This window comes from Variovorax sp. 10L426, from assembly GCF_056395305.1.
In genome coordinates this window covers 268,066-293,147 of the sequence record NZ_JBFTJF010000003.1, presented here as the reverse complement: position 1 = coordinate 293,147, position 25,082 = coordinate 268,066, and the positions used below count along the sequence as shown (strand labels likewise).

Here is a 25,082-nt window from a genome sequence, read left to right as displayed (position 1 = left end):
GTCTGCATCAACAACAAGGAAGGGAGCCACGGCGAATGCCCGCACTACGCGATATCGCGCTCACGGTCGAGGAGCGCGAACCGAATCAATTCTTCTGGGTTCTTCTGGAAGCCCTGAGCAGCGACGCGACGGACGCGATTCACTACCAGCGCCTGCAGACCACCTTGACACCGCAGCCGGACTATTCCAGCGCGCTCGTGATGGGTGCCAACGCGCTGCGCAAGCTCATCGCCGCATAGGGCGCGAACTGGACGATCGGTCGACGGCGGCGTTCGGTGGCGCGCTACCATCTCCGCCGCGCCGGAACTTGGCGCCGGCCCCGGACTCTTTCGAGGCCCGATGTCGATTTGACGAGGATTTGAACGATGACGCTTTGCCCGTCCCGCCGGTCGCCGCTCCTCCACGCATTGCTGGCTTTCGCCACCTTGCTTTCGGCCGCCACAGCGCGGGCCGACGAGGAGAAGGTCCTCAACGTCTACAACTGGGGCGACTACATCGCTGACGACACCGTCGCGAACTTCGAGAAAGAGACGGGCATCAAGGTCCGCTACGACCTCTTCGACAGCAACGAGGCCCTCCACGCCAAGCTCGTCGCCGGCATGTCCGGCTACGACATCGTCGTTCCCGGCTCGCACTTTGCGAAGATGCAAATCCAGGCCGGACTGCTGCAGAAGCTGGACAAGTCGAAGATTCCCAACCTTGCCAATCTCGATCCGGCCATCCAGGCGCAACTCGCCAAGATGGACCCCGGCAACGAACACCTGGTCGACTGGCTCTGGGGCTACACCACCGTGGGCATCAACGCCGACAAGGTCCGCAAGGCGCTCGGCACCACGCCCATGCCCGAGAACGCCTGGGACCTCGTCTTCAAGCCCGAGTACATGGCGAAGCTGAAGGACTGCGGCGTCTCCTTCCTCGACACCCCTTCGGAGGTCCTCCCGATTGCGCTCAAGTACCTCGGCAAGGACCCGCGCAGCAAGAACCCTGACGACTACAAGGCCGCCGGCGAGATGCTGAAGGCCGTGCGGCCCTACGTGACGCGCTTCTCCGGCTCCGGCTCCGACTACATCGACCAGATGGCCAAGGGGCAGTTGTGCGCGGTGATCGGATGGTCCGGCGACATCATGATTGCCAAGGACAAGTCGGCCAAGGCCAGGAATCCACAGAACCTCGAGGTGGAGTTGCCCAAGATGGGCGGCCTGCTCTTCTTCGACACGATGGCGATACCCAAGGACGCCAAGCACCCAGAGAACGCCTACAAGTGGATCAACTACATCCTGCGGCCCGAGGTGCACGCCTCGCTGACGAACAAGGTGTTCTACGCCAACCCGAACAAGGCCGCCATGAAGTTCGTCAACCCGGCACTCGCCAAGGACAAGGCGGTATTCCCTGACGAGGCGGCCCTGTCGACCATGATCGCGCCGGACACACCCGACCAGGCCACGCTCAGGCTCATCACACGCACCTTCACGAATTTCAAAGCAAAAAGATGAAAGCCACCCCCGTTGCTTGCTCACTTCGTGTAGCCGCCTCCCCCCTCAAGGGGGCAACACCAGCGGCCTGGCAAAGCCAGTTCCGCGGTGTTTCACCAACAGGCCTGGCTGCGCCGCCCAGGGGAACCCAGCGCTGTGGTTGCTTGTCGGCTGCGCGCAGCGCGTCTGTTCGTGGGCTGCGGCGGAACCGGCTTTGCCGGGCCGCAGCGCGGCGCCCCCGGTAGGGGGTGGGCGGCTACACGCAGTGAGCCAACCTGGGGGCGAGCAACATGCTTCACATCGAATCGGTCACGAAGGATTTCGGCGAATACCGCGCCGTCGACCAGGTCAGCCTGGACATTGCGCGCGGCGAGATCTTCGCGCTGCTCGGTTCGTCCGGCTGCGGCAAGAGCACGCTGCTGCGGGTGCTGGCGGGCTTCGAGGCGCCGACGTCCGGCCGTGTCGTGCTCGACGGTGTCGACCTCGCCGGCCGGCCGCCCTACGAGCGGCCGATCAACATGATGTTCCAGTCGTATGCGCTGTTTCCGCACCTGACGGTCTGGGACAACGTCGCATTCGGTCTGCGGCGCGACAAGCGGCCGAAGGACGAAGTCGCATCGCGCGTGGAAGACATGCTGCGCCTGGTGCAGCTCACCCAGTTTGCCAAGCGCAAGCCGCACCAGCTCTCCGGCGGGCAGCAGCAGCGGGTGGCGCTTGCGCGAAGTCTCGCCAAGCGCCCGCAACTCCTGCTGCTCGACGAGCCCCTCGGCGCGCTGGACCGCAAGCTGCGCGAGGCGACGCAGATCGAACTCGTCAACATCATCCGGCAGGTCGGCGTGACCTGCGTGATGGTGACCCACGACCAGGAAGAAGCGATGACCATGGCCTCACGCATGGCCGTGATGAGCGAAGGCCGCTTCGTCCAGGTGGGCAGCCCGGCCGACATCTACGAGACGCCGACGACGCGCTTCGTCGCGGATTTCGTCGGCAACGTCAACCTCATGGAGGGCACCATCGTGGCGAGCGAGGCCGACCACGTGGAGGTCCGTTGCCCGGACGTCCTGCACCGCGTCGGCCACGGCATCACGGGCCATGAGGGCCAGTCCGTCACGGTCGCCATTCGCCCCGAGAAGATCCGCCTGAGCCTCGACAAGCCCGAAGGCGATTGCAATCAGGTGCGCGGCGTGATCACCGCCCATTCGTACTTCGGCGACTACACCATGTACCACCTGGGGCTGCCGAGCGGAGTGAGCATCAAGGCCCAGGTCGAGAACCGCATGCGCCATCACGACGGCACGCCGGCGCAAGGTGACGTCGTCTGGGCCCACTGGCTGCCGACCTCGCAGGTCGTGCTGACGCAGTGACGGCATCCCCTCGCCGCTGGCTCGGCGCCTTCAAGGCGCGCTCGCTCGTGATCGGCACGCCCTACGTGTGGTTGCTCGTCTTCTTCCTGCTGCCCTTCCTCATCGTCCTGCGCATCAGCTTCGCGGAAATGGATGGCGCGCGGATCAGCGACCTGTTCACCTTTGCCGACCAGTCGCTGGTCATGAAGCTCAACCTTCAAAGCTACGCGACCATCCTCCAGGATGAGATCTACCTGTCGACCTACGCCCATTCGCTGCTGTATGCCGGTGTCACGACGCTGATCTGCCTGCTGATCGGCTACCCCTTTGCCTACTTCATGGCGCGCGCCTCGGCTGCGGCGCAGCCGCTCTTGCTGATGGGCGTGATGCTGCCCTTCTGGACCAGCTTCCTGCTTCGCGTGTACGCGTGGAAAGGGCTGCTCGATGCGCAGACCGGGTGGGTCGGGCGCTTGCTGAGTGCCGTGCACGCCGACCATCTGCTGCTGCCGCTGGGCTTCATCTCGGCGCCGGGGCAGTTCATGTACACGCCCTTCTCGCTCGTGCTCGGGATGGTCTACACCTACCTGCCCTTCATGGTGCTGCCCCTGTACGGCACGCTGTCCAAGCTGGACCTGCAACTGCTCGAAGCCGCGCAGGACCTCGGCGCGACGCCGTGGCAGGCGTTCTGGCGCATCACGGTGCCCATGTCCAGGGCCGGCATCGTCGCGGGCGCGATGCTGGTGTTCATCCCTTGCGTGGGCGAGTACGTCATCCCCGAACTGCTGGGCGGCCCCGAGACCCTCATGATCGGCCGCGTGCTGTGGGACGAGTTCTTCTCGAACAATGACTGGCCGATGGCCTCCGGTGTCGCCGTGACGATGATGTTGCTGATCATTGTTCCGCTGGCCATCTTCAGCAACAACCAGGCGAAGGCGGCCCGCCGATGATCACCACGCGCGCCGGACGCTGGACCAGCCGTCTGTGGCTGGCCTTCGGCTTCGGCTTTCTCTATCTGCCCATCGTCGCGCTGGTCGTCTTCAGCTTCACCGACTCGCCGGTGCCCAACGTGTGGGCCGGCTTCAGCCTGCGCTGGTATCACAAGCTCGTGGGGGACGAGGCCATCCGCGACGGGTTGTACCTCTCGCTGCGCATCGCCGCCGCGACCGCCAGCGGCGCCATCGTGCTGGGGATGCTGGCAGCCTTCACGCTCGATCGATTTCCGCGCTTCAGGGGCCGCACGCTGTTCTCCGGCATGGTGAGCGCGCCGCTCGTGATGCCCGAGGTGATCGTCGGCTTGTCGTTGCTGCTGATGCTGGTGTCGGTGCAGCGCGTGTTCGGTTTTCCGGAGCGCGGCATCGTGACGATCTGGCTCGGGCACCTGCTGGTGGGCATCGCCTATGCCACGGTGGTCATCGGCGCCCGGCTGCGCGACCTCAATCCACAGTACGAGGAAGCGGCGCAGGACCTGGGTGCGCGGCCGATGCAGGTCTTCTTTCTCGTGACGCTGCCAATGATTGCCCAATCGCTGGCAGCGGCATGGCTGCTGACGTTCACGCTGTCGCTGGACGACGTGGTGATGTCGGCCTTTCTGTCGGGACCTGGATCGACGACGCTGCCGCTGGTGATCTTCTCGCGCGCCCGGCTGGGGCTGGACCCGACCGTGAACGCGCTGGCGACGATCGTGGTCGCGGTCGTCGGTTGCTTCGTCGTGGCGTCGAGCTACCTGATCGCGTCGCGGGAACGCCGGCTCTACAGGGAGCAACAGGCCGCGCTCAGGAACGGGGCTCCTGCCGAGCAGCCTTGAGCAGTCTCAACGCGCGGCAACCTGCGCCTTCGAATCCGTCGCGGCCACCTGTGTATCCCAACTGCCGCCCAGCGCGCGGATCAGGCTCACCGTCGACTGGTATTGCGCCGACCGCACCTGCAGTGCCTGCCGGCGGTTCGCCAGTTCCTGGCGACGGGCGTCGAGCAAGTCCAACTGGCTCACCAACCCATTGCGATAGCGCGAATCGGACAGCGTTGTCGCCCGGGTCGCCGAGGTCACGGCCTTGGCCTGCACTTCGGACTGCTGCGCCAGGATGCGCAGCGAGGAGAGCTGGTCTTCCACTTCCTTGAAGGCCTCCAGCACCTGCGCCCTGTAGTTGACGAGCGCGCCATCGAGCTGCGCGGATGCGTTTTGCAGACCGGCCTCGCGTCGCCCGCCATCGAAGATCGGCAACGCGAGCAGCGCACCGATGCCCCAGGACTTGGCCGACCAATTGAAGAGATCACCGAAGTTGGAGGACGCATAGCCGCCGCCAGCGGTCAGCGCGATGTCCGGGAACCACGCCGCCTGCGCGACACCGACGCGCGCCTGCGCCGCCAATACCGACTTCTGCGCCGCGGAGATGTCCGGCCGGCGCGTCAGCACCGTCGCGGGCACGCCGGGCGGGATCGTCGGCAACGCGGTCGACCAGTCTTCCGTGGTCACACCGAATTCGGAAGCGTTGTCACCGGCCAGCACGGCCAGCGCATGTTCGAGTTCCGCACGGCGCCGATCGAGCGTGAGGCCGTCGGATTCGGTGGAAGCGACCTCGGTCTCGACGCGTGCCACGTCGAGCTCGGCGACGTCCCCTGCCCGCTGGCGCCGCTGGATGAGCGTCAGCGTTTCGCGGTAAGCCTCGACCGTGTCGCGGACCAACTCACGTTCCGCGTCGACGGAGCGCAGCAACAGGTAGGTTTGCGCCGTTTCGGCCTCGACCAGCAGCCGCGTGCTCTGTAGGAGGCCTTCGCGCGAATCCGCGTCCAGCCGCGCCGCATCGCTGGCACGCGCGAGCTTGCCGAAGAGATCGACCTCGTAGGACAGATCGACGCCCGCCGTGACCAGCGACGAAGGCCTCTGGGTCAAGTTGCGGTCTAGGCCGGCGCTGCGAACGCCGCCTGCAAGGGCACGAAGCTGCGGCGATCGGTCTGCGTCAGTGCTGCGCGCCAGGGCGCGCGCTTCGGCCAGGCGCGCCGCCGCCGCCTGGATGTTGGTGTTGCGCGCGTCAGCGCTTTCGATCAGCTTGTCGAGCACAGGATCGTTGAAGGCGCGCCACCATTCGCCGCGCGGTTGCGCCTCTGCCGGCTGGGCCCGCGTCCAGGTGCCCTCGCCGGGCGCGATGGTCAGTTCCTTGAACTGTGCGGGCGGGGTGAAGGACGGCGGCTCCGACGGCGCGGTGGCACAACCGGCGAGCACCAGTGCGGCCAGCAACGGCAGCAGCGCGGCGCGCCATGGACGGCCTTTGGCTTGTGTTTCGGTTTTCATGTTCAGCTTTCCAGTGACTTGAGCGGCGCGGCGGGCGATGGCCGCAGCGGACCACCCCCGACCGGGCCGGAATGGGCGCCCGCCACGGGTTGATCGCCGGAGACGAAGGCGTCGACGTGCGGCACCTCGCCATGCAGCTTGAGCGGACGGTTGCCCGTCATGCGGCGCAGCAGCACGTAGAACACCGGCGTCAGGAACAGGCCGAAGGCCGTCACCCCGATCATTCCGGAGAACACCGCGATACCCATCGCCTTGCGCATCTCGGCACCCGCACCGGTCGACAGCACAAGCGGCAGAACGCCCATGATGAAGGCCATCGAAGTCATCAGGATCGGGCGCAGCCGCAACCGGGCCGCCTCGACCGCCGCCTGTATCGGCGTGCGCCCCGCAAACTCCAGCTCGCGTGCGAACTCGACAATCAAAATCGCGTTCTTCGCCGACAAGCCGACCAGCACCATCAACCCGATCTGGGTAAAGACGTTGTTGTCGCCCTTCGATAGCCAAACACCTGTCATCGCCGCCAGCAAGCCCATCGGCACGATCAGGATGATCGCCACCGGCAGCGTCAGGCTCTCGTACTGGGCCGCGAGCACCAGGAACACCAGCAGGATCGCGAGCGGGAACACCCACAGCGCCGAATTGCCGGCCAGGATCTCCTGATAGGTGAGCTCCGTCCATTCGAAGCTGATGCCCTTCGGCAACGTCTCCGCCGCGATGCGCTCGATGGCTTCCTGCGCCTGGCCCGACGAGAAGCCGGGCGCCGGTCCGCCATTGATGTCGGCGGAAAGGAAGCCGTTGTAGCGCATGGCGCGTTCCGGCCCGTAGGTCGGCTGGATGTTCATCAGCGCCGACAGGGGCACCATCTCGCCGCTCGCCGAGCGCACCTTGAGCAGGCCCACATCCTCGGCCCGCGCGCGGTACGGCGCATCGGCTTGCACGCGCACGCTGTACGTGCGGCCGAAGCGGTTGAAGTCGTTCGCGTAGAGGCTCCCGAGGTAGATCTGCATGGTGTCGAACACGTCCGTCACCGACACGCCGAGCTGGCGTGCCTTGGTGCGGTCGATGTCGGCGTAGAGCTGCGGCACGTTGACCTGCCAGCTCGTGAACATGCCCGCGAGTTCCGGTGTCTGGCGGGCCTTGGCCATGAAGGCCTTGACCGCGCCATCCATGGCTGCGTAGCCCAGCGAACCCCGGTCTTCCAGCTGCAGCTTGAATCCGCCCGTCGTGCCCAGTCCCTGTACCGGCGGCGGCGGGAAGATCGCGATGTACGCGTCCTGGATCTGGCTGAACTGCGCGTTGAGCTGACCCGCGATCGCACCCGCGCTGAGGTTCGCAGCCTTGCGCTCGTCGAAGTCCTTCAGGCTCACGAAGACGATCCCGGAGTTCGAGCTGTTCGTGAAGCCGTTGATCGACAGCCCCGGGAAGGTGATTGCGTGCTCGACGCCCGGTTGCTTCATCACGATCTCGTTCATGCGGCGCGTGACTTCTTCGGTGCGGTCGAGCGTGGCACCGTCAGGCAACTGCGCGAAGCCGATCAGGTATTGCTTGTCCTGCGCCGGCACGAAGCCGCCGGGCACGGCCTTGAAGAGTCCGAAGGTCAGGCCCGCGAGCGCCAGATAGATCACCATCAGGATCGCCTTGTGCGAGATGGCACCCTTCACGCCGCTGCTGTAGCCCTCGGCACCGCGGTGGAACACGCGGTTGAAGCCACGGAAGAAGCGACCGAACACGCGGTCCATGCCACGCGTCAGCGCATCCTTGGGCGCATCATGGCCCCGCAGCAACAGCGCCGCGAGCGCGGGCGACAGCGTCAGAGAATTGATCGCAGAGATCACGGTCGAGATCGCGATCGTCAGCGCGAACTGGCGAAAGAACTGCCCCGTCAGGCCACTGATGAAAGCCAGCGGCACGAAGACGGCCACCAGCACCAGTGCGATCGCGATGATCGGCCCCGACACCTCGCGCATCGCGCGGTAGGTGGCCTGGCGTGGACTGAGCCCGGCCTCGATGTTGCGCTCGACGTTCTCGACCACCACGATCGCGTCGTCCACCACGATCCCGATCGCGAGCACGAGCCCGAACAGGCTCAGCGCGTTGATCGAGAACCCGAAGAGGTGCATCACCGCGAAGGTGCCGATCACCGAGATCGGCACCGCGAGCAGTGGAATGATCGAGGCGCGCCAGGTCTGCAGGAACAGGATCACGACCAGCACCACGAGCGCGATGGCCTCCAGCAGCGTGTGCACCACCGATTCGATCGACGCGCGCACGAACTGCGTCGGGTCGTAGACGATGCTGTAGTCCACGCCGTCGGGCATGTTCTTCTTCAACTCGGCCATGGTGGCGCGCACATCGTTGGAGATCTGGATCGCGTTCGAACCCGGCGCCGCGAAGATCGGCACCGCCACCGCGTCCTTGTTGTCGAGCAGCGAACGCAGCGCGTAGCTCGACGCGCCGAGTTCGAGTCGCGCCACGTCCCGCAGCCGCGTCACGGCACCGTCGGCGCTGGTCTTGACGATGATGTCGCCGAACTCTTCCTCGGTCTGCAGGCGGCCCTGCGCGTTGATGGAAATCTGCATGTCCACGCCCGGCAAGCCCGGCGATGCACCCACCACGCCGGCCGCGGCCTGCACGTTCTGTTCGCGGATCGCGCGCACCACGTCGCTGGCCGAGAGGCCGCGCTGCGCGACCTTCTGCGGATCGAGCCAGACGCGCATCGAGTAGTCACCCGAGCCGAACAACTGCACGTCGCCCACGCCCTGCACACGCGCCAGCCGATCCTTGACGTTGAGCACCGCGTAGTTGCGCAGGTAGGTCATGTCATAGCGGCCGTTGGGCGACAACAGGTGGACCACCATCGTGAGATCGGGCGAACTCTTGATGGTCGTGATGCCAAGCCGGCGCACTTCTTCCGGCAGCCTCGGCTCGGCCTGCGAGACGCGGTTCTGCACGAGCTGCTGCGCCTTGTCCGGATCGGTGCCGAGCTTGAAGGTCACGGTCAGCGTGAGCAGGCCATCGGTGGTCGCCTGGCTGCTCATGTAGAGCATGCCCTCGACCCCGTTGATGTTTTCCTCCAGCGGCGTGGCCACCGTCTCGGCGATCACCTTCGGGTTCGCGCCGGGATAGTTGGCCCGCACCACGATCGACGGCGGGACCACCTCGGGATACTCGGAGATCGGCAGTCCGCGCAGCGCGATCAGCCCCGCGATCAGCATCAGGAGCGAGAGCACGCCGGCAAAGATCGGCCGGTCGATGAAGAACTTGGAAAGATTCATGGTGATTCCCCCGTCATGGCCGGGATCAGGATTTCGCGTCCGCGACGCGCTGCGTCTGCGGGGCTACTTCGGACTTGGCGTCCATGGTCACGGTCTGCGGCGCCACGAGCGCGCCGGGGCGGATGTGCTGCAGGCCGTTGACCACGATGCGCTCGCCCGGCTTGAGCCCCTTGGTCACGACGCGCAGGCCGTTGACCGGCGCACCGAGCGCGACTTCGCGGTACTCGGCCTTGTTGTCCTCACCGACGACCATCACGAACTTCTTGTTCTGGTCGGTGCCGACCGCGCGCTCGTTCACCAGCAGGGCCATGTCGCTGTGCGCCTGACCCATGCGGATGCGGGCGAACTGGCCGGGGATCAGCGCGCCATCCTTGTTGTCGAAGGCCGCGCGCACGCGCACGGTGCCGCTCTTGGCGTCGACCTGGTTGTCGATCAGCTGCAAGCGACCTTCATAGGGCGTGCCGTCCGTGCCGGCGGTGCCCATCTGCACCGGGATACCTTCGATGCTTGAACGAGCACTGGAGCCTCCCGGCAAATCCTTGAGCGCGCGCACGACGATCTGCTCGTCGGCATCGAAGCTCGCATAGATCGGGCTGACGGAGACCAGCGTCGTGAGCACCGGTGCGCCGGGGCCGGCCGCAACCAGGTTGCCCACCGTCACTTCGAGCTTGCCGATGCGCCCCGCAACCGGTGCGCGCACCTGCGTGTACCCGAGGTTGAGACGGGCGCTCTGCAACGACGCTTGCGCGGCGCGCAGGCTGGCCTCGGCCTCGCGGCCGGCATTGACGCGTTCGTCCAACTCGCGCTGGGCGATGGCCTGCTCGGCCCAGAGGCGGCGCGCACGGTCCTGCTCGCTGCGGGTGAAAGCCACCCGCGCCTGGGCCGACGCGACTTGTGCTTCCGCACGATCGACCTCGGCGGCGTACGGCGCCGGGTCAATCGTGATCAGCAATTCGCCTTGCTTGACCAACGCGCCCTCGCGGAAATGCACGGCTTGCACGGCACCGGCAACGCGGGACCGCACGTCGACCCGCTCGACGGCTTCGAGCCTGCCCGAGAACTCGTCCCAGGTGTTGACGTCGGTCGCCGCCACCAGGGCCACCGACACCGGCACGGCCTGCGGCGCCGACGCGGCCGGGCTGTTGGCCTCGGCGTTGAGACTGTGGAAGCCGAGGGCCGCCGAGGCGATGGCAATGATCGCAGTGACGCCAGTCACCGCCGGCCAGAGGCCGCGCCGGGCCAGGGAAGAAAACTTGGGGTTCGACATGATTCGTCCTTTTGGTGACTTCTGGGATGCAAGACGCCCTCCCGCGCGGGTAGCGCAGAACAGCGGGAAAACTGAAATCGATGTGGGAGCCCGGCACCAAATGCCGAGAACGCGTTGCGCGGACGAAAGCGCTACCTGTGCGACGGTCGTGTCATCGCACGGATCGAGGTGCAGTCACCTCAGCTTTCGGGGTCGATCCCGCGCAACGGGATCTCGGCGCACGTGTGCCGTGCGTCGCCGCTCAATGAGGCGGCGGTACCGCGCTGAAAAACTCGCGGAAATGCTTCTGCACGACCGCCTCACAGGCCGCGCAGCCGGAATCGTCGGGTTTGTAGAGCGCTTCGGGCCAGTTCGAGGCACCCGGCAGCACATTGGCGCTGACCGCGATGCCTGCGTCGCCCAGACGCTGCGCAAAAGCCAGCGCCTCGTCACGCATCGGGTCGTCCTTGCCGACCAGCACCAGCGTCCGGGCCACCTGGGCCAGCCTGAGCGACCCGCCGGGCACCGCATAGGGATGCGTGGCATTGACAGGCCGGCTCAAGTATTCCTGCCAGCCGGACGCCCATCGGCAATGCACCGCATCGCCCTTGGCCTCCCGCAGCGATGCCGTGCCCGTGCACGGGTCCAGCATCGGCGACAGGAGAATCTGGCCAGCCAGCGGCGGATGGGCTCGGTCGCGCGCCATCAGCGCCACCGCGGCGGCCAAGTTACCGCCGGCTTCTTCGCCCGCAAGGAACACTTCGGCCCCCTTCCCGCCCAGCTTGACGCGCTGCTTGTACAGCCATTCGAGCGACGCGAACCCGACCTCGATCGGTTCCGGGAACGGCGCCTTGGGTGCCAGCGGATAGTCCAGCGATACCACTACCGCACCGGCGCCGGCCAGCAGCCGCGCCACGTTTCGGCCGTTGTCGAGACTGCCGCAAACAAAGGTGCCGCCATGGAAATGCAGCACCAGCGGCACCGTGGCGCCCCGGGCGCGCTCGCCGTACACGCGAGCCCGCACCGGTTCACGGCCCGGCAGTTCGATGCGGATGTCTGTTTCGGCACCCCGCACGGCGGCCGCGGGGCCTTCGGCTAATGACGGGGATGAAGGGGTTGACATGGACGGCCTCGATGGATGGACGATAGATGGAATATAAGTCGCTACCCCGTTGCTGCAACAAGACACCAGCCCCCACTCTGTTTCCAATCAACTAACAATCAGCCCAAACAGCCGTGTGAGAATCCCGCTCCCCCGGCCCCAGGCCACCCCCCCAGGAGCAGCATAGATGGATCAGATCCAGGCCATGCGGATCTTTGTCCGCGTCGTCGAGGCAGGCACTTTCACCCGCGCCGCGGATTCGCTCGGCCTGCCCAAGGGCACGGTCACCAAGCAGATCCAGGCGCTGGAATCGCGCCTGCACGTGAAACTGCTCAATCGCACGACGCGGCGCGTCACCGTCACAGCCGACGGCGCGGCGTATTTCGAGCGCACTGCCCGCCTTTTGAACGACTTCGACGAAATCGAAGCCAGCATGACCAACGCCCAGTCCAACCCGACGGGGCGCCTGCGAATCGACGTCGGCTCGTCGATGGCCCGGCTGGTGATCCTGCCGTCGCTTGCGACCTTCTGCGACCGCTATCCGGACATCCAGGTCGACGTGGGGGTCAGCGACCGGACGGTCGACCTCATCACCGACAACGTCGACTGCGTGATCCGCGGCGGCGACCTGACCGACCAGTCGCTGGTGGCGCGGCGCATCGGCAACCTGCCGTGGATGACGGTGGCCTCGCCCGCCTATATCAAGCGCTATGGGGTGCCGCAGCATCCTTCGGACATCGAAAAGCGACACCTCGTGGTGAGCTTCTTTTCGGGCAGCACGCGGCGCGTGTATCCGCACGAGTTCCACCGGGGCGAGGAGCAACTGGAAATCGCCGGGCCCTACCGTGTCTCGGTCAACGACAGCAACGCTCACATGACGGCAGTGCTGGGGGGCTTCGGCCTCTCGCAGGTCATTACCTATATGGCGGAGCCTTACATCGCCAGCGGCGAGCTGATCCAGATCCTGCCGGACTGGACACGCCCGCCCCTGCCCGTGCACGTGGTGTATCCGCCCAACCGCCACCTGAGCGCCAAGGTTCGGGCCTTCGTGGATTGGGCGGCGGAGCTTTTCGCGAAGCATCCGCAATTGCAGCGGATCTGAAGGGGCGCCTCGCCGAACGCATCGCGGGCGGCCGCGTAGGGCATCAACACCAGGCGCGCCGCAGCGCTTCCTGGCTGGCTGGGGACAGGACGCCGAGCCGCACGTGGCCTGGCAAGCCGAACGAAGCGGTGTCGCGGAGCTTGATTCCGGCCGCTCTGAGAGCTTTCGCCCGTTCCTCCGAATACGGCACATCGGGCCGCGCGCAGAAGTAGTTGGCAACGCTGGGCAGGCAACTCCACCCCAATGACTCGCACAGCGCCAGCTGCGCCGTCTTCCACTTCCGAAGCGTGGTCCGGCTTTCGCGGAGCCAATGCTGCACCGCGTCAGTGGTCCAGCTTTCGAGAAGGGCCACGCCGTGCGCGCCCAACGGCCAGGAGGGTGCAAGCCGGGTCAGGCCTGCCATCAGTTCGTCCGCGCCGAGGGGAGCAATCGCGTAGGCCGCACGCACGCCGGTCATGCCGAGCGCCTTGTTGGGAGTCCAAAGCCGCCAGACCGCCTCCAACACCTCGTTGGGCAACGACAGCGCACCTTCCAGCCGCAGCGGCTCGTAGGCGAGATCGAGCACGCAGACTGCCTTGGGACGCGACGATGTGGTCAGTACATCCAGGTTGCCACACGGTTCGCCCAGCGGGCTCGAAGGGTCGCAATACCAGACCAGATCCGCGCCACCGTCCGCGACTCTTTCGAGCCCCCATGCACTCGCGGCACGGAGGTAGTCGCCATAGCAATGCATCGGCACTCGCACGCGCAGGCCGCCGTTTCGCGCCACCGCCGCCGTGATGCGGCCGATGAACTCGCTCGCGCTCGCCGCGATCACGATCCGTCGGGCTTCGACGCCATGAAAGCGCGCCAATCGTTCGCGCAGCGCCGTATAGAGTGGGTCCGGGTATCGGCTGGCGTCCGTCTGTTGCACTGCCCGCAATGCATCGGCACACGGTCCGCACGCATTGCTGTTGGTGGAAAAGTCATGCGCCGCCGCGCCGAGGGCGTCAGGACCGCCGTGCACGGGATCGACAGTTTCCACAATCGTCATCCCGACATCCATGTCGCCTTGCCCCAAATGCCGACCGTGGCGCAGACGGTGGCCAAAACGACGGTGCGGGAAGCCCATGCCACCGCACGCAGCGTGTCACCGGCGGATGCCTCGCGCCCCATCGCATTGAGCGCATAGACATCTGGTTTCGCAAGCCGAACACCCAGACGCAGCGCCATCGCCGCCATGGGCCATCCGCTGTTCGGCGATGGCGTTCTGCCGGCTTCTCGTCGGCATGTCGCGAGCCCGATTCGCGGTCCGGCAAACGTCCCGAACACCAACAACAGGGCGGTGAGCCGGGCGGGAATCCACGACAGGACATCATCCGCGCGCGCCGCCCACTTGCCGGCCCCTTCCCACTGACGACCGCCGCGTTCGCCGCGATAGCCCCACATGGCGTCGGCCGTGTTGGCAAAGCGGTAGACAGCTGCACCGGGCAGCCCGAGCAGCACGAACCAGAACAGCGGCGCAACCAGGGAATCATTGAGGTTTTCCGCGAGCGACTCGATGGCGCTTTCTCGAACTTGGACGACGCCCAAAGTATTCACATCGCGGCTCACCAGCCTTGCAAGCTGCGTGCGTCCGGCGTCGAGCGAGGTGCCGAGCGCGGCCTCGACCGCCAGCACTTCGTCACGGAGCATGCGCCACGCGAGCAAGGGTTTGAGAGCGAGCCCGATCAGCAATGGCGCAGCCCAGGCCGGCAGTCGGTTCGCAACCGATGTCACCCCGCAAGCCACCACCAGAACCAGCGCCGCACCCACGCACCAGCCAATCGCGCCTCCGGCAAAGCCCGTGAGCTTGCGCACCGGCGCACCGGTGGCCGGCGCGATGCGTTTTCCGACCCAGTCCAGATAGCGGCCCATCCACACGACCGGATGCCAGCGTGCGGGCGGCTCGCCGAGCCACCGATCGATGGCGAGCGCAAGCCAGAGAGCTGCCATCGAAGTCAAGGCGGCCATCACGCGCCTTCGGCCTCTAGTCCTCGATGCCTCGCTGGGCAGGAATGCCGGCCTTGAACGCATGCTTGACCATCTGCATGTCGGTCACGGTGTCGGCCAGTTCGATGATCTCCGGCGGACAGCGGCGGCCCGTCAGCACAACGTGCACTTCCTTCGGCCGCGCGCGCAGCGTTTCGACCACGCCATCCAGCGCCAGCCAGCCGTAGATCAGCGGATAGGTGATCTCGTCGAGCACCACGAGAAAGTAGTCGCCCGACAGGATCGCCGCCTTCGCCTTCTCCCATCCATCGCGCGCCAGTTGGGCGGAATGCTCCAGGTCCTGGCTCTTCCAGCTGAAACCGTCACCCAGTCCTTCGATCGGGATGCCGATCTGCTCGAACATCCGGTGCTCGCCAAAACGCGCGCTGGGCACCTTCATGAACTGAAAGATCTTCACTGCCTTGCCGCGGCCATGCGCGCGGAGCGCCAGGCCGAAGGCGGCGGTGCTCTTGCCCTTGCCGTCGCCCGTGTTGACGATCACCAAGCCGCGACGCTCGCCCTCGGGCTTTTCATAGGGCTTCTCGCTAGGGGGTGTTTCGATCTGCATGAGTCCTCGATAGATTTCTAGTGGGGCACGGCGATCCAGTGGCCGGCCACGCGATGAACGACGACACGTTGGTCGAACACGGCTTCCAGCGCATTGTGCGTGGCCGCGTCGGCACAGCCGCCGTGATGGATCACCCGCCCTTGCGCCATCAGCACCATGTCGTCGGCGGCGAGCGCGACGCTGAGTTCGTGCAGCACGCTGATCACCGTCCGGCCACTGGCAACGAGATGGCGCACAGTCTGCATCCAGTCGCCCTGGTGCGGCGGATCGAGATTGGCGAGTGGCTCGTCCATCAGCAGTACATCGGCCTCGACGGCCAGTGCGCGCGCCAGCAGCACCCGCTGACGTTCGCCGCCCGACAACTGGCCCAACGGCCGTTCGCGCCAGTCCCAGGCCTGGGTGCTGCGCAGCGCGTGCTCGACCGCGGCGTGATCCGCTTCGCTCGGCGTCGCGAGCCATCGCTGGTGCGGCAAACGGCCCAGCATGGCGACGTCGTACACCATGAGATCGTCCGCGCTGCCCTCGCCCGCCCCGCCCTGGCCGAGCCACGACATTCGCCGGGCCCGCGCGCGTCCGGCGACAGCGGAAAGCGGCTGCCCGAGCAATCGGACCTCGCCGTCGCAAGGCAGGAGGCCCGCCAGCGCCTTGAGCAAGGTGGACTTTCCCGCTCCATTGGGGCCGACGATGCTCGTCCATCGACCTTGGGCCAACGCGAGATCGATGTCGTGCAGCACCTCCGTGCCGCCCAGCGCGGCACTCAGGCGCCGACTCTCCAGCGCCGGTTCGCGAATGACGACCGGCGCCATCACAGGCCTCCCCGCGCGCGGCGTCGATGCATGAGCCAGAGCAGATAGCTCCCGCCGAGCACCGCGGTCAGCACACCGACCGGCAGTTCCTGCGGCGCGATCAGCCACCGCGCGAGCAGATCGGCCGCCATCAGCAGCAGTCCGCCCATCGCGCTCGACAGCAGGATCAACCGCGCATGCGTGGTCTTGACCGCGGAACGCACCAGATGCGGCGCGGCCAGCCCGACGAAGGCGATCAACCCCGTCTGCGCGACGGCAGCCCCGGTTGCCAAGGCCAGCACCGCAACCAGCGCGGCGCGCATCGCACCCAAGGGCAGCCCGAGACTGCTCGCAGTGGATTCGCCGAGCGCCAGCCCGTCGAGCACCGGCGCCAGCGCCCACCCGAGCAGAAGACAGACGACCCCCAGGCCTGCCATCACCGCGCAGGCGCTCCAGCCAACCAGGCCGGTGCTGCCGAGCATGAAACCCTGGATCGCCTGCAGGATGTCGGCCGACGCGATGGTGATGAGGTCCTTCACCGCACCGAGCACAACGCCGACGATCACGCCCGCGAGCAGGAGCCGAAGCGTTTGCTGCACACCGCGCGCCAGCAACAGCGTGAACATCACCGCCACCACGGCGCCGATAAAGGCCGCGCCCGTCATGCCGAGACGCACCACCCAGTGCGTGCTGGCCGGTGAAGTCCCGAACACCCATAGCGCCAGCGCCACGCCGAGCGACGCACCCGATGAGCTGCCCAGCAGATACGGATCGGCCAGCGGATTGCGAAACAGCCCTTGAGCCACCGCACCTGCAAACCCCAGCAGCGCGCCCGCCAGCCAGGCGCCGAGCGTCCGGGGAAGCCGGATGTCCCGGACGATCTGCAGCGCGACCGGGTCATCCCAGGCTTTGAAGACGCTATCGAACCCTGTACTGCCAACGCCGGCACCCAGGACCAGCACGATGGCGCCGAGCACCAACAGCGCAACGCCGAGCGCGAGTGCGCGCCGATGCTGGCTTTTCATTCGCGCTCCACTCGCATCACGCCGCTTTCGCCAGCAGGCATTGCGCCATCAGCCTTGCCGCCTCGCCCATGCGCGGACCGGGCCGAACCAGCACGTCGGATTCGTCTGGGGTAAAGCGGCAGATGCGACCGTCGCGCACGGCCTTGATATGACCCCATCCCGGCCGCTGCTCCATGCCCTGCCCACTGCGCTCGCCGACCATGATCAGGTCGGGATCGGCGCGCACCACGAACTCCGGGTTCAGCTTGGGGAAAGGACCGAGCGATGCCGGCACGATGTTCTTGACGCCGAGCCGCGCGAGCGTCTCGCCGATAAACGAGGACTCGCCAGCCGCATAAGGCCCGTTGTTGACCTCGAAGTACACGCGCGTGCGCTTCACGCTCTCGGGAAGAGACTGCGCCGCCGCCGAAACGCTGGCGTCGATGGCGCGCCAGACGCGTTGCGCGTCGCTTGTGCCCAGCATCCGGTCGAGCGTATCGAGCACACGCCGGACATCGGCGTGGTTCCTGGGTTCGAGCACCACCACCTTGACGCCGAGGGTTTCGAGGCGCTCCGTGACGCGCGAAGACTTCGCGAGCAGCACCACGTCAGGCTTCAGCGCGACGATGGCTTCGACGTTCGGATCGATCCCTCCGCCGACCTGCGGCAGCGCGCGCACTGGCGCAGGCCAGTTCGAATAGCGGTCCACGCCGACCAGCCGGTCGCATGCACCCAGCGTGCAGACGGATTCGGTCAGCGAAGGCAGCAGCGTCACGATACGCTGCGGTGGCCTTGGAAGATCCACGCTGACGCCGCGTTCGTCCGTCACGACGATCGCCTGCGCAGCCATCGCGAGCACAGCGAGCACGGCGCCGAGCGACAGTCTCATGAAGCGATTCATGCGGGCTCCTTCAAGGTCAGCGGCAGCCCGGCCGCCATGAGCGTGACGCGATCGCACGCCGCCGCGACCTCCTGGTTGAGACGGCCCAGCGCGTCGACAAAGGCACGCACCTCGCGTCCGAGCGGAATGACGCCGAGACCGATTTCATTGCTGACCAGTATCAGCGGGCCGCTGGCGGCGCCGATCTCTTGCACGAGCGCTTTCGTGGCCTGCTCCGCCGCCGTCGAATCGTCAACCACACCATCGACCGGCATCAGCAGGTTCGTCAGCCAGAGCGTGAGGCAATCGACCAGGACCAGCGTCTGCGGCGTGGCGTGCGTCCGGATCGCTTGCGCGAGCGCGAACGGCTCCTCGACGGTGATCATCGCCGGCACACGCTCCGCACGATCGCTGCGATGGCGGGCGATGCGTGCGCGCATTTCGTCGTCGCGCGCAAGAGCGGTCGCGATGAGGACCGCACGATGCGCAGTCGAACGAGAGAGCCACGTCGCGGCGAGTTGTTCACCGCGGCGCGATTTGCCGCTTCGCTGGCCACCCAGGATCAGTTCGCGGCAGGCCGTCGTCACTTCGGTTGCCACCGCACAGTGAGGAAGAAGCCGCGGCCGGGCTGGTTGTAGCCGTAGGCCGTCTCGTAGGTCGTGTCACCCACGTTCACGATGCGCCCCTGCACCGACCAGTTCTTCGAGACCCGGTATTCGGCATAGAGGTCGACCGTGGTGTAGGCGTCGAGCACGAGCTTGTTGCCCACGTCGTCGTAGCGCTGGCCCACGTAGAGCGCCGAGCCGCCAAGCTTCCAGGGGCCGACCGAATAGTCGACGCCGAGCGTCGCCTGTTCCTTCGCGCGACGCGGCAGTTGTTTGCCTGTGACCTCGTTTTGCGGGTCGAGAGAGTCGTAGCTCGCATGCAGTCCCAGATCGCCGAACTGGCCATCGTAGCTCAGCGTCGCGCCCTGGATGCGTGCACGCGGAATGTTCTGGGGCAGCGTGGTGTTGGTGATGAAGCCCTCGATCTCGTTGTCGTAGCCAACCAGCTTCACGGTATGGGCGCCCTGGGTCCAGGTGATCCCGAGATCGGTGTTCTTGCCCTCCTCCGGCTGCAGGTTGGGATTGCCGAAGTTGGGGAAGTACAGCTGATTGAACGAGGGCGCGACAAAGCTGGTGCCGTGCGAGACATTGACGCGCCAGTTCTCCGTGATCCGGTAGCCGTAGCCGGCAAACCAGGTGTCATGGTCGCCGAACTGCGAATTGCTGTCGTGCCGTCCATTGACCTGCCAGCTGTTCGGACCCGCGTTGCCGTTGAGGCCGACGAACACGGAATCGATATTGCGATCGGTCACGGTGTAGGGCGTGTCACTGTCCACCTTCTGTTCGAGGCGCTCCAAGCCCGCGAGCACCGTGCCGATCGGCGTGACGATGTCGTTCTGCCACAGGTACTGGTTCTGCGTCGTCTCGAACAGGCCAGGGACGTTGCCCGGCGCGGCCACGATGGCGTGGGTGTCGTCGTCGCTGCGGGCGTAACGCAGTTGCGTGGTCCAGTTCGACGTCACCGCGCCGCGCAAGCCCGCGTAGGCGTTTTGCGTGCGCAAGACCCCGCGTGTATCACGGCCGGGGCCGTCGTCGTAGTGATTCAGGCCGTCGGAATACAGCAGGCCGGCATCGAGCTTCCAATCCGGATTGAACTGGTAGCCGAACGATGCGTTGGCCGCGCTCTGGCTGAACGGATCGCGGTCGGGATTGAAGTTGCCGAACTGCACCTTGCTGTTGGTGGCCGAAATGCTGTCGACCAGTGTGCGCTGAACGTCGAGCGCATAGGTCGCGGCCCCCGAGGCGCCGCTGAAGCCGCCGGTGATCTGCTTGTAGCTGTCCGAGCCGATCGTCGACGACACGCGCGGGACGAACACGTCCTCGCCGGGGCTGGCCTTGCGCGTGAAGATCTGCACCACGCCGCCGACGCCGTCGCTGCCGTAGAGCGCCGAGACCGGCCCCTTCACCACTTCGATGTGGTCGATCATCTCGACGGGAATGTTGTCCCAGACCGGCGTGCCGAGCGTTGCGGAGCCGTAGCGCACGCCATCGATCAGGAGGATGGTGTGGCGTGTCTCGGCGCCCCGGATGAACACGCCGCTCTGCTTGCCGGGACCGCTGCCGTTGGACGAGACCTGGACACCCGGGACCCGCGCAAGGATTTCGGTCAACGTGCGGTTCGACTGTTCCTCGATCTGCGCGCGGTCGATGACGACGGTGTCCGACACCAGGTCATTGATGCGGGTCGGCGTGCGCGTCGCGGTCACGACGGTTTCGGGGAGCGCGGGCTCGACGCTCTGGGCCATCGCGATCGAGCTCATCCCTGTCAGGGCGGCGACCGCGAGGGACGCCGAATGCAGGCGCGCGAACGGCCACGGGCGAGCCCACCTGTGGCTGGGTGCGGAGAAAACGCAGATATTCATGGAGACAACACAAGAACAAAGTCCCTTGCCGGCTTCCCCGCCGGCGCCTGGACGTCATGGCTGCCGGCATGGGGGGACATGCGGCAGCCGCCTCGTTGGCCGGTATCCGGGCTGGCAGCGCGGCCCTCGTCGCCTTCCCAGATGCCTGTTTCAGGGCATCCAGTGGCTGATTGACGAGGGTGGCGCCCGATGGGCGCCGTCTGCTTGACCGTTGCGGGGGCAGCGCAGGTTGGCTCCGCCCCGGGGGCTTCGACTCCTGCTTCCCGTTGAACTGCGGCGCGTGAACCACGCCGCGAGCACCAACGCGCGGAATTGTAGGGTCTTCGGGCCAAAGAATTGCCCTGCGCGTTCACCCGATGAAAACCTTGAGTCGCCGGAATCTACAATCGCCCCCCATGCCCGCACCGAGCCGTATTGACCAAATCGCCGAGCGCGTCGAACGCCTGCTCGTGCGCCACGAAGAAGTACAGCGCACCAACGCCTTGCTTCAGGACCAGGTGGACGCGCTCGCGCGCGAACGCGATGCGCTCAAGTCGCGGCTCGCCGCGGCGCGCACGCGGCTCGATGCGCTGCTCGAACAGCTACCGGCCGATCCCACCCAAGACGCAAGCTCCCGTTGATGAAACAAATCGAAGTCCAGATCATGGGCCAGAGCTATTTGCTCGGCTGCCCCGAAGGCGGCGAAGCCCAGTTGCGCGAAGCGGTCGAACGCGTCGATGCCGCAATGTGCAAGATCCGCGACGCAGGCAAGGTCAAGGCACGCGACCGCATCGCGGTGCTGGCGTCGCTGAACCTGGCATTCGACCTCGTGCAGCGCGAGGCCCAACCGGCCGCAGCGCCCGCGCAGGCGCCGGCAGCAGCCACTGACAACCCCGCGGATGACGCGCGCGCCGCGCAATTGATCCAGCGCCTGGATCAGGCCCTCGCCGGCGACGGACATTTACTTTAGCCAGCACGCTCGACGGGCGTAAAATGCACCTCGTCTGCGGTGCGTGTCGGGCTCTATATGTCCTTGTTCCAATGCTCTTACGAGCAGGGCTTGGTATATCGCTTGGCAGGTGTGATCATCTCGCGTCAGATGAACCCGAAGCCTTGCTGCCCTCGCCCACCTGAACCCCGGTTCAGGATGCGAGTCCGGCCTCACTCGCAGACACCTCATCCACAAGCCACGGCACCACATTGGGGCCGTGGCTTTTTTTCTGGCCTGCATCGCCAAGTGCCCGAAGATTGATGCCGAGCAACCTGCCGTTCTGTGCCTGCCTTATAAAGACGGCACATCCATTCTCAGGAGAAGAACCCATGTTTCAGCGCATCCTGGTCGCCACGGACGGCTCCTCGCTCTCGAAGAAGGCAGTGACGAGCGCCATTGCGCTTGCATCGCAGAACGGTGCGGAGTTGGTCGCGCTCACCGTCGTGCCCCGCTACCCCAAGAACTACTTCGACGGTGCGGCGGTCTTTTCGCCGGAGGACATTGCGCGCATCGAAAAACAATGGGCCGAATCGGCACAGGCCACCCTCGATGCAGTCGGAACCAAGGCCAAGGCGGCCGGCGTGAAGGTCAAGACGGCCCTGATCAGCTCGGACCTCGTGGGCGAGGCGATCATCAACGCCGCGAAGAAGCACAAGAGCGAGATGATCGTGATGGCCTCGCATGGCCGCAAGGGCCTGAAGCGCCTGCTGCTAGGCAGCGAAACCCAGCACGTGCTCACGCATTCGGAACTGCCGGTGCTGGTCCTGCGTTGACATCGAAAGGAACGTCATGAAGATCCTGATCGCCGTGGACGGCAGCTCGCACACCAGGAAGGCCATCGACTACCTGGCCAAGCATCGTGCCATGTTCATCGAAGGCAACGAACTCGTGATGGTGCACGTCTGCATTGGCGTGCCCGGGCACGTGGCGCGCCATCTCAGCAAGGGCGTGATCTCTGACTACTACGCCGAAGAAACCGCGAAAGTGATCGACCCTCTCAAGGCGCAGCTCGCGGACCACAACATCACGGCCTACACGATCGACCAGCGCCACGGGCACGCCGCTGAAGAAATCATCAAGGCCGCCGGCGTCTCCGGCGCCGAACTGATCGTGATGGGAACGCACGGCCACGGCATCCTGGGCCGCGCGCTCATGGGTTCAGTGGCAACCAAGGTCGTGGCTGAGACGGATATCTCGGTCTTGCTGGTGCAGTAAGTTCAGCCGAACAGTTTCTTGTGCTGTTCGCGCAGCAGCGCCTTCTGCACCTTGCCCATGGCGTTGCGAGGCAGCTCGTTCACGACAAAGCAGCTCTTGGGAATCTTGAAGTTCGCCAGCTTCGCCTTGAGTTCGGCGATGATGGCTTCGCCGTCGAGCACGGCGCCCGGTCTCGCAATCACGATGGCAACGCCGACCTCGCCAAAGTCCGAATGCGGCACGCCGACGATGGCGCTTTCGGCGACGCCCGCCATTTCGTTGATGTAACCCTCGATCTCCGCCGGATAGACGTTGTAGCCGCCGCTGATGATCAGGTCCTTGCTGCGTCCGACGATGGTGACGTAGCCCAAGCCGTCGATCTTGCCGACATCGCCGGTCTTGAAGTAGCCATCGGCGGTGAACTCCTCCTTGGTCTTCTTCGGCATGCGCCAGTAGCCGGAGAACACGTTGGGGCCGTCCACTTCGATGTTGCCGATCTCGTCGGTCGGACATGGCTCGCCACGATCGTCGCGCACCCGCAGCCGCACGCCGGGCAGCGGAAAGCCCACGGTCCCCCCGCGGCGCGCGCCCTGCACGGCACTGTAGGGATTGGAGGTGAGCATGATCGTCTCGCTCATGCCGTAGCGCTCGAGGATGGTGTGATCCGTTCGGTCGCGCCATTGGATGAAGGTCTCGATCAGCAACGGCGCCGATCCGGAAATGAAAAGGCGCATGTTGCTGCATGCGTCGCGAGTCAGTCCCGGTTCGGCCAGCATGCGAACGTAGAGCGTCGGCACGCCCATGAAGACAGTGGCTTCGGGCAGGCGCGCCACCACGCGCCGCGGGTCGAAGCGGTTGAACCAGATCATCTGGCTGCCACTGATCAGCGCGCCATGGATGGCAACGAACAACCCGTGCACATGAAAGATCGGCAGCGCGTGGATGAGCACGTCGCCGCCCTGCCTGGAGCTTCGCCAGCCCCAGTAGTCCTTGAGCACCTGCGCGTTCGACAGCAGGTTGCCGTGCGAAAGCATCGCGCCCTTGCTCCGGCCGGTGGTGCCGCTGGTGTAGATGATGGCGGCCAGGTCGTCGGCGTTCTTGCGCGCAACGGCATGCTGGTCGCTGCACTGCGCCGCGACTTCGAGCAGGGTGCCGGTTCGATCGTCATTCAGCGTGAAGATGTGGCGCGTGCCCGCAGCCGTGGCGATGGGCACGACCCATGACGCGTTGGCACTGCTGCAGATGACCACCGCCGGCTCCGCGTTGCCCATGAAGTATTCGATTTCCGCGGCGCGATAGGCCGTGTTGAGCGGCAGGAAGACATAGCCCGCGCGCAACGTCGCCAGATAGAGCAGCATGGCCTCGACGGACTTTTCCACCTGCACGGCGATGCGGGCGCCCTCTTCGAGCTTCAGCGCATGAAGGAGGTTCGCGATCATCGCGCTCGCCCGGTCCAGGTCGCGCCATGAATAGAAAAGCCCGTCGTCGGTTTCGACCGCGATCTTGTCGAGGTCTGTGGGAAAAGCCGCGCGCAATGCAGCGAAGAGATTGGCGTTTGTCGTTGGTTCGGTCATGGCGAATTCAGAAGGCGGGGGTGCGTTTGGCGAGGAAGGCGTCAATGCCTTCACGATGTTCGTCGGAGTCGGCGTAGTCATAAGCGACAGCCACCAACGGCGCCATCGGGTCTTCCCCGGCAGGACCGACGGACTGCCGAAGCGCGGACAAGGTCCGTTTGTTGAGGCGGGCGGCCTCGGGCGCCAGTGCCGCGACGCGTTGCGCATGCGCGAGCGCTTCGGACGCCAGTTCGGCATCCGGCACCACGCGCAGAAGGAATCCCGCGTCGTACAGGCGGTTCGCCCCGTGCACGCTCGCGGCCAGCAGCATGTCGCGCGCGAGCACTTCGCCGATCGCACCGCTGACCAGCGCAGCTTCGCGCGGCGCCATCGGAAAACCCAGCTTCGCGATCGGCGCGCCGAACTTTGCGGAGGCGCCGGCCAGGCGGATGTCGCAACAGCTCGCGATTTCCAGGCCTGCACCCATGCACGCGCCCTCGATCTGCGCGATCAGCGGCACTTCGCAGGCAAGCATGGCGGCCAACGCAGCCCAGACTTCGTTCTCGTGGAATTCGCGCAGGCTGGCTTCGTCGAAGCGGAAGGACGGGTATTCGGAAATGTCGCCGCCCGCACAGAAGGCCCCGCCCTCCCCGCGCACGATGACGCAGCGCAACGATGCATCTCGCCCCAATCCGTCGAATACGGCTCGCAATTCGCGCCACATCGCTCGCGACATCGCGTTCAAGCGGGCGGTGTTCGTCAATGTGACGAACGCAACCGGACCCTCGCCGCGCAGCGTGATCGAACTTGTCATTCCAGTTTGTC

At 66.0% G+C, this 25,082-nt stretch carries 24 protein-coding genes and 1 riboswitch; of the genes, 10 read left to right on the top strand and 14 right to left on the bottom strand.

The window, feature by feature from the left end; translation table 11 throughout:
• Window positions 1-35: 35 nt before the first annotated feature.
• The 5 genes from AC1DHL_RS05995 (at window position 36) to AC1DHL_RS05975 (ending at window position 4,619) form a co-directional block, all read left to right on the top strand.
• Window positions 36-239 carry a hypothetical protein gene (locus AC1DHL_RS05995; protein WP_478101320.1) on the top strand — a complete coding sequence of 68 codons (204 nt, stop codon included), beginning with the start codon at window positions 36-38 and terminating at the stop codon, window positions 237-239.
• A gap of 126 nt (window positions 240-365) precedes the next feature.
• Window positions 366-1,493: a polyamine ABC transporter substrate-binding protein gene (locus tag AC1DHL_RS05990; RefSeq protein WP_478161291.1), complete on the top strand. Its 1,128-nt coding sequence runs from the start codon at window positions 366-368 to the stop codon at window positions 1,491-1,493.
• A gap of 269 nt (window positions 1,494-1,762) precedes the next feature.
• Window positions 1,763-2,836, top strand: a complete 1,074-nt coding sequence (locus AC1DHL_RS05985; RefSeq protein ID WP_478161289.1) for an ABC transporter ATP-binding protein — start codon at window positions 1,763-1,765, stop codon at window positions 2,834-2,836.
• Window positions 2,833-3,762, top strand: a complete 930-nt coding sequence (locus tag AC1DHL_RS05980; protein WP_478101323.1) for an ABC transporter permease — start codon at window positions 2,833-2,835, stop codon at window positions 3,760-3,762. The genes AC1DHL_RS05985 and AC1DHL_RS05980 overlap by 4 nt, the downstream gene beginning before the upstream one ends.
• Window positions 3,759-4,619, top strand: a complete 861-nt coding sequence (locus tag AC1DHL_RS05975) for an ABC transporter permease subunit (RefSeq protein ID WP_478101324.1) — start codon at window positions 3,759-3,761, stop codon at window positions 4,617-4,619. The genes AC1DHL_RS05980 and AC1DHL_RS05975 overlap by 4 nt, the downstream gene beginning before the upstream one ends.
• 6 nt (window positions 4,620-4,625) lie before the next feature.
• Here the strand turns inward: AC1DHL_RS05975 and AC1DHL_RS05970 are convergent, their stop codons facing one another.
• The 4 genes from AC1DHL_RS05970 to AC1DHL_RS05955 all read right to left on the bottom strand — a co-directional run bounded on the left by AC1DHL_RS05970 (window position 4,626) and on the right by AC1DHL_RS05955 (window position 11,745).
• Entirely contained in the window at window positions 4,626-6,101 is a 1,476-nt protein-coding gene (locus tag AC1DHL_RS05970) for an efflux transporter outer membrane subunit (RefSeq protein WP_478161287.1), read from the bottom strand.
• Between the two features lie 2 nt (window positions 6,102-6,103).
• Entirely contained in the window at window positions 6,104-9,376 is a 3,273-nt protein-coding gene (locus tag AC1DHL_RS05965; protein WP_478161285.1) for an efflux RND transporter permease subunit, read from the bottom strand.
• Window positions 9,377-9,401: 25 nt separating this feature from the next.
• Window positions 9,402-10,643: an efflux RND transporter periplasmic adaptor subunit gene (locus tag AC1DHL_RS05960; protein ID WP_478101329.1), complete on the bottom strand. Its 1,242-nt coding sequence runs from the start codon at window positions 10,641-10,643 to the stop codon at window positions 9,402-9,404.
• A gap of 241 nt (window positions 10,644-10,884) precedes the next feature.
• The gene (locus AC1DHL_RS05955; RefSeq protein ID WP_478161283.1) at window positions 10,885-11,745 is read right to left on the bottom strand and encodes an alpha/beta hydrolase; all 861 of its coding nucleotides are present in this window, start codon (window positions 11,743-11,745) and stop codon (window positions 10,885-10,887) included.
• A gap of 166 nt (window positions 11,746-11,911) precedes the next feature.
• On the opposite strand from AC1DHL_RS05955, the gene AC1DHL_RS05950 reads away from it, so the two are divergent.
• Window positions 11,912-12,826, top strand: a complete 915-nt coding sequence (locus AC1DHL_RS05950; protein ID WP_478101333.1) for a LysR family transcriptional regulator — start codon at window positions 11,912-11,914, stop codon at window positions 12,824-12,826.
• Between the two features lie 43 nt (window positions 12,827-12,869).
• Here the strand turns inward: AC1DHL_RS05950 and AC1DHL_RS05945 are convergent, their stop codons facing one another.
• The 8 genes from AC1DHL_RS05945 to AC1DHL_RS05910 are packed head-to-tail and all read right to left on the bottom strand — an operon-like array spanning window position 12,870 to window position 20,438.
• Window positions 12,870-13,859, bottom strand: coding sequence for an aminotransferase class I/II-fold pyridoxal phosphate-dependent enzyme (locus AC1DHL_RS05945; RefSeq protein WP_478161281.1), 990 nt, complete (start codon window positions 13,857-13,859; stop codon window positions 12,870-12,872).
• Window positions 13,856-14,818 (bottom strand): adenosylcobinamide-phosphate synthase CbiB, encoded by a 963-nt coding sequence (gene cbiB, locus AC1DHL_RS05940; RefSeq protein WP_478161279.1) that lies wholly within the window; start codon window positions 14,816-14,818, stop codon window positions 13,856-13,858. The genes AC1DHL_RS05945 and cbiB overlap by 4 nt, the downstream gene beginning before the upstream one ends.
• A gap of 16 nt (window positions 14,819-14,834) precedes the next feature.
• Window positions 14,835-15,404 carry a cob(I)yrinic acid a,c-diamide adenosyltransferase gene (gene cobO / locus AC1DHL_RS05935; RefSeq protein WP_478101339.1) on the bottom strand — a complete coding sequence of 190 codons (570 nt, stop codon included), beginning with the start codon at window positions 15,402-15,404 and terminating at the stop codon, window positions 14,835-14,837.
• 17 nt (window positions 15,405-15,421) lie between these two features.
• Window positions 15,422-16,210 (bottom strand): ABC transporter ATP-binding protein, encoded by a 789-nt coding sequence (locus tag AC1DHL_RS05930; protein ID WP_478161277.1) that lies wholly within the window; start codon window positions 16,208-16,210, stop codon window positions 15,422-15,424.
• The gene (locus tag AC1DHL_RS05925; RefSeq protein ID WP_478161275.1) at window positions 16,210-17,214 is read right to left on the bottom strand and encodes a FecCD family ABC transporter permease; all 1,005 of its coding nucleotides are present in this window, start codon (window positions 17,212-17,214) and stop codon (window positions 16,210-16,212) included. Before AC1DHL_RS05925 ends, AC1DHL_RS05930 begins: the two co-directional genes overlap by 1 nt.
• A gap of 16 nt (window positions 17,215-17,230) precedes the next feature.
• On the bottom strand, window positions 17,231-18,094 hold the full coding sequence (locus AC1DHL_RS05920; protein ID WP_478161273.1) for an ABC transporter substrate-binding protein: 864 nt from the start codon (window positions 18,092-18,094) through the stop codon (window positions 17,231-17,233).
• A complete protein-coding gene (gene cobU, locus AC1DHL_RS05915; RefSeq protein ID WP_478161271.1) occupies window positions 18,091-18,660 on the bottom strand; it encodes a bifunctional adenosylcobinamide kinase/adenosylcobinamide-phosphate guanylyltransferase in 570 nt (189 codons plus the stop codon). Before cobU ends, AC1DHL_RS05920 begins: the two co-directional genes overlap by 4 nt.
• A complete protein-coding gene (locus AC1DHL_RS05910; protein WP_478161269.1) occupies window positions 18,657-20,438 on the bottom strand; it encodes a TonB-dependent receptor domain-containing protein in 1,782 nt (593 codons plus the stop codon). Before AC1DHL_RS05910 ends, cobU begins: the two co-directional genes overlap by 4 nt.
• A gap of 182 nt (window positions 20,439-20,620) precedes the next feature.
• A riboswitch (cobalamin riboswitch) is annotated at window positions 20,621-20,858 on the bottom strand.
• A 77-nt stretch (window positions 20,859-20,935) separates the two neighbouring features.
• On the opposite strand from AC1DHL_RS05910, the gene AC1DHL_RS05905 reads away from it, so the two are divergent.
• The 4 genes from AC1DHL_RS05905 (at window position 20,936) to AC1DHL_RS05890 (ending at window position 22,725) form a co-directional block, all read left to right on the top strand.
• On the top strand, window positions 20,936-21,160 hold the full coding sequence (locus tag AC1DHL_RS05905; protein WP_478101347.1) for a DUF904 domain-containing protein: 225 nt from the start codon (window positions 20,936-20,938) through the stop codon (window positions 21,158-21,160).
• On the top strand, window positions 21,160-21,489 hold the full coding sequence (locus tag AC1DHL_RS05900; protein ID WP_478101349.1) for a cell division protein ZapA: 330 nt from the start codon (window positions 21,160-21,162) through the stop codon (window positions 21,487-21,489). The genes AC1DHL_RS05905 and AC1DHL_RS05900 overlap by 1 nt, the downstream gene beginning before the upstream one ends.
• A 350-nt stretch (window positions 21,490-21,839) precedes the next feature.
• Window positions 21,840-22,283: a universal stress protein gene (locus tag AC1DHL_RS05895; RefSeq protein ID WP_478101350.1), complete on the top strand. Its 444-nt coding sequence runs from the start codon at window positions 21,840-21,842 to the stop codon at window positions 22,281-22,283.
• A gap of 16 nt (window positions 22,284-22,299) precedes the next feature.
• On the top strand, window positions 22,300-22,725 hold the full coding sequence (locus AC1DHL_RS05890) for a universal stress protein (protein ID WP_478161267.1): 426 nt from the start codon (window positions 22,300-22,302) through the stop codon (window positions 22,723-22,725).
• A 2-nt stretch (window positions 22,726-22,727) separates the two neighbouring features.
• On the opposite strand, the gene AC1DHL_RS05885 is transcribed toward AC1DHL_RS05890, so the two are convergent.
• Together AC1DHL_RS05885 and AC1DHL_RS05880 are read right to left on the bottom strand one after the other, a co-directional pair.
• Window positions 22,728-24,278, bottom strand: coding sequence for a malonate--CoA ligase (locus AC1DHL_RS05885; RefSeq protein WP_478161265.1), 1,551 nt, complete (start codon window positions 24,276-24,278; stop codon window positions 22,728-22,730).
• A gap of 7 nt (window positions 24,279-24,285) precedes the next feature.
• Entirely contained in the window at window positions 24,286-25,071 is a 786-nt protein-coding gene (locus tag AC1DHL_RS05880; protein WP_478101356.1) for an enoyl-CoA hydratase/isomerase family protein, read from the bottom strand.
• Window positions 25,072-25,082 lie beyond the last annotated feature (11 nt).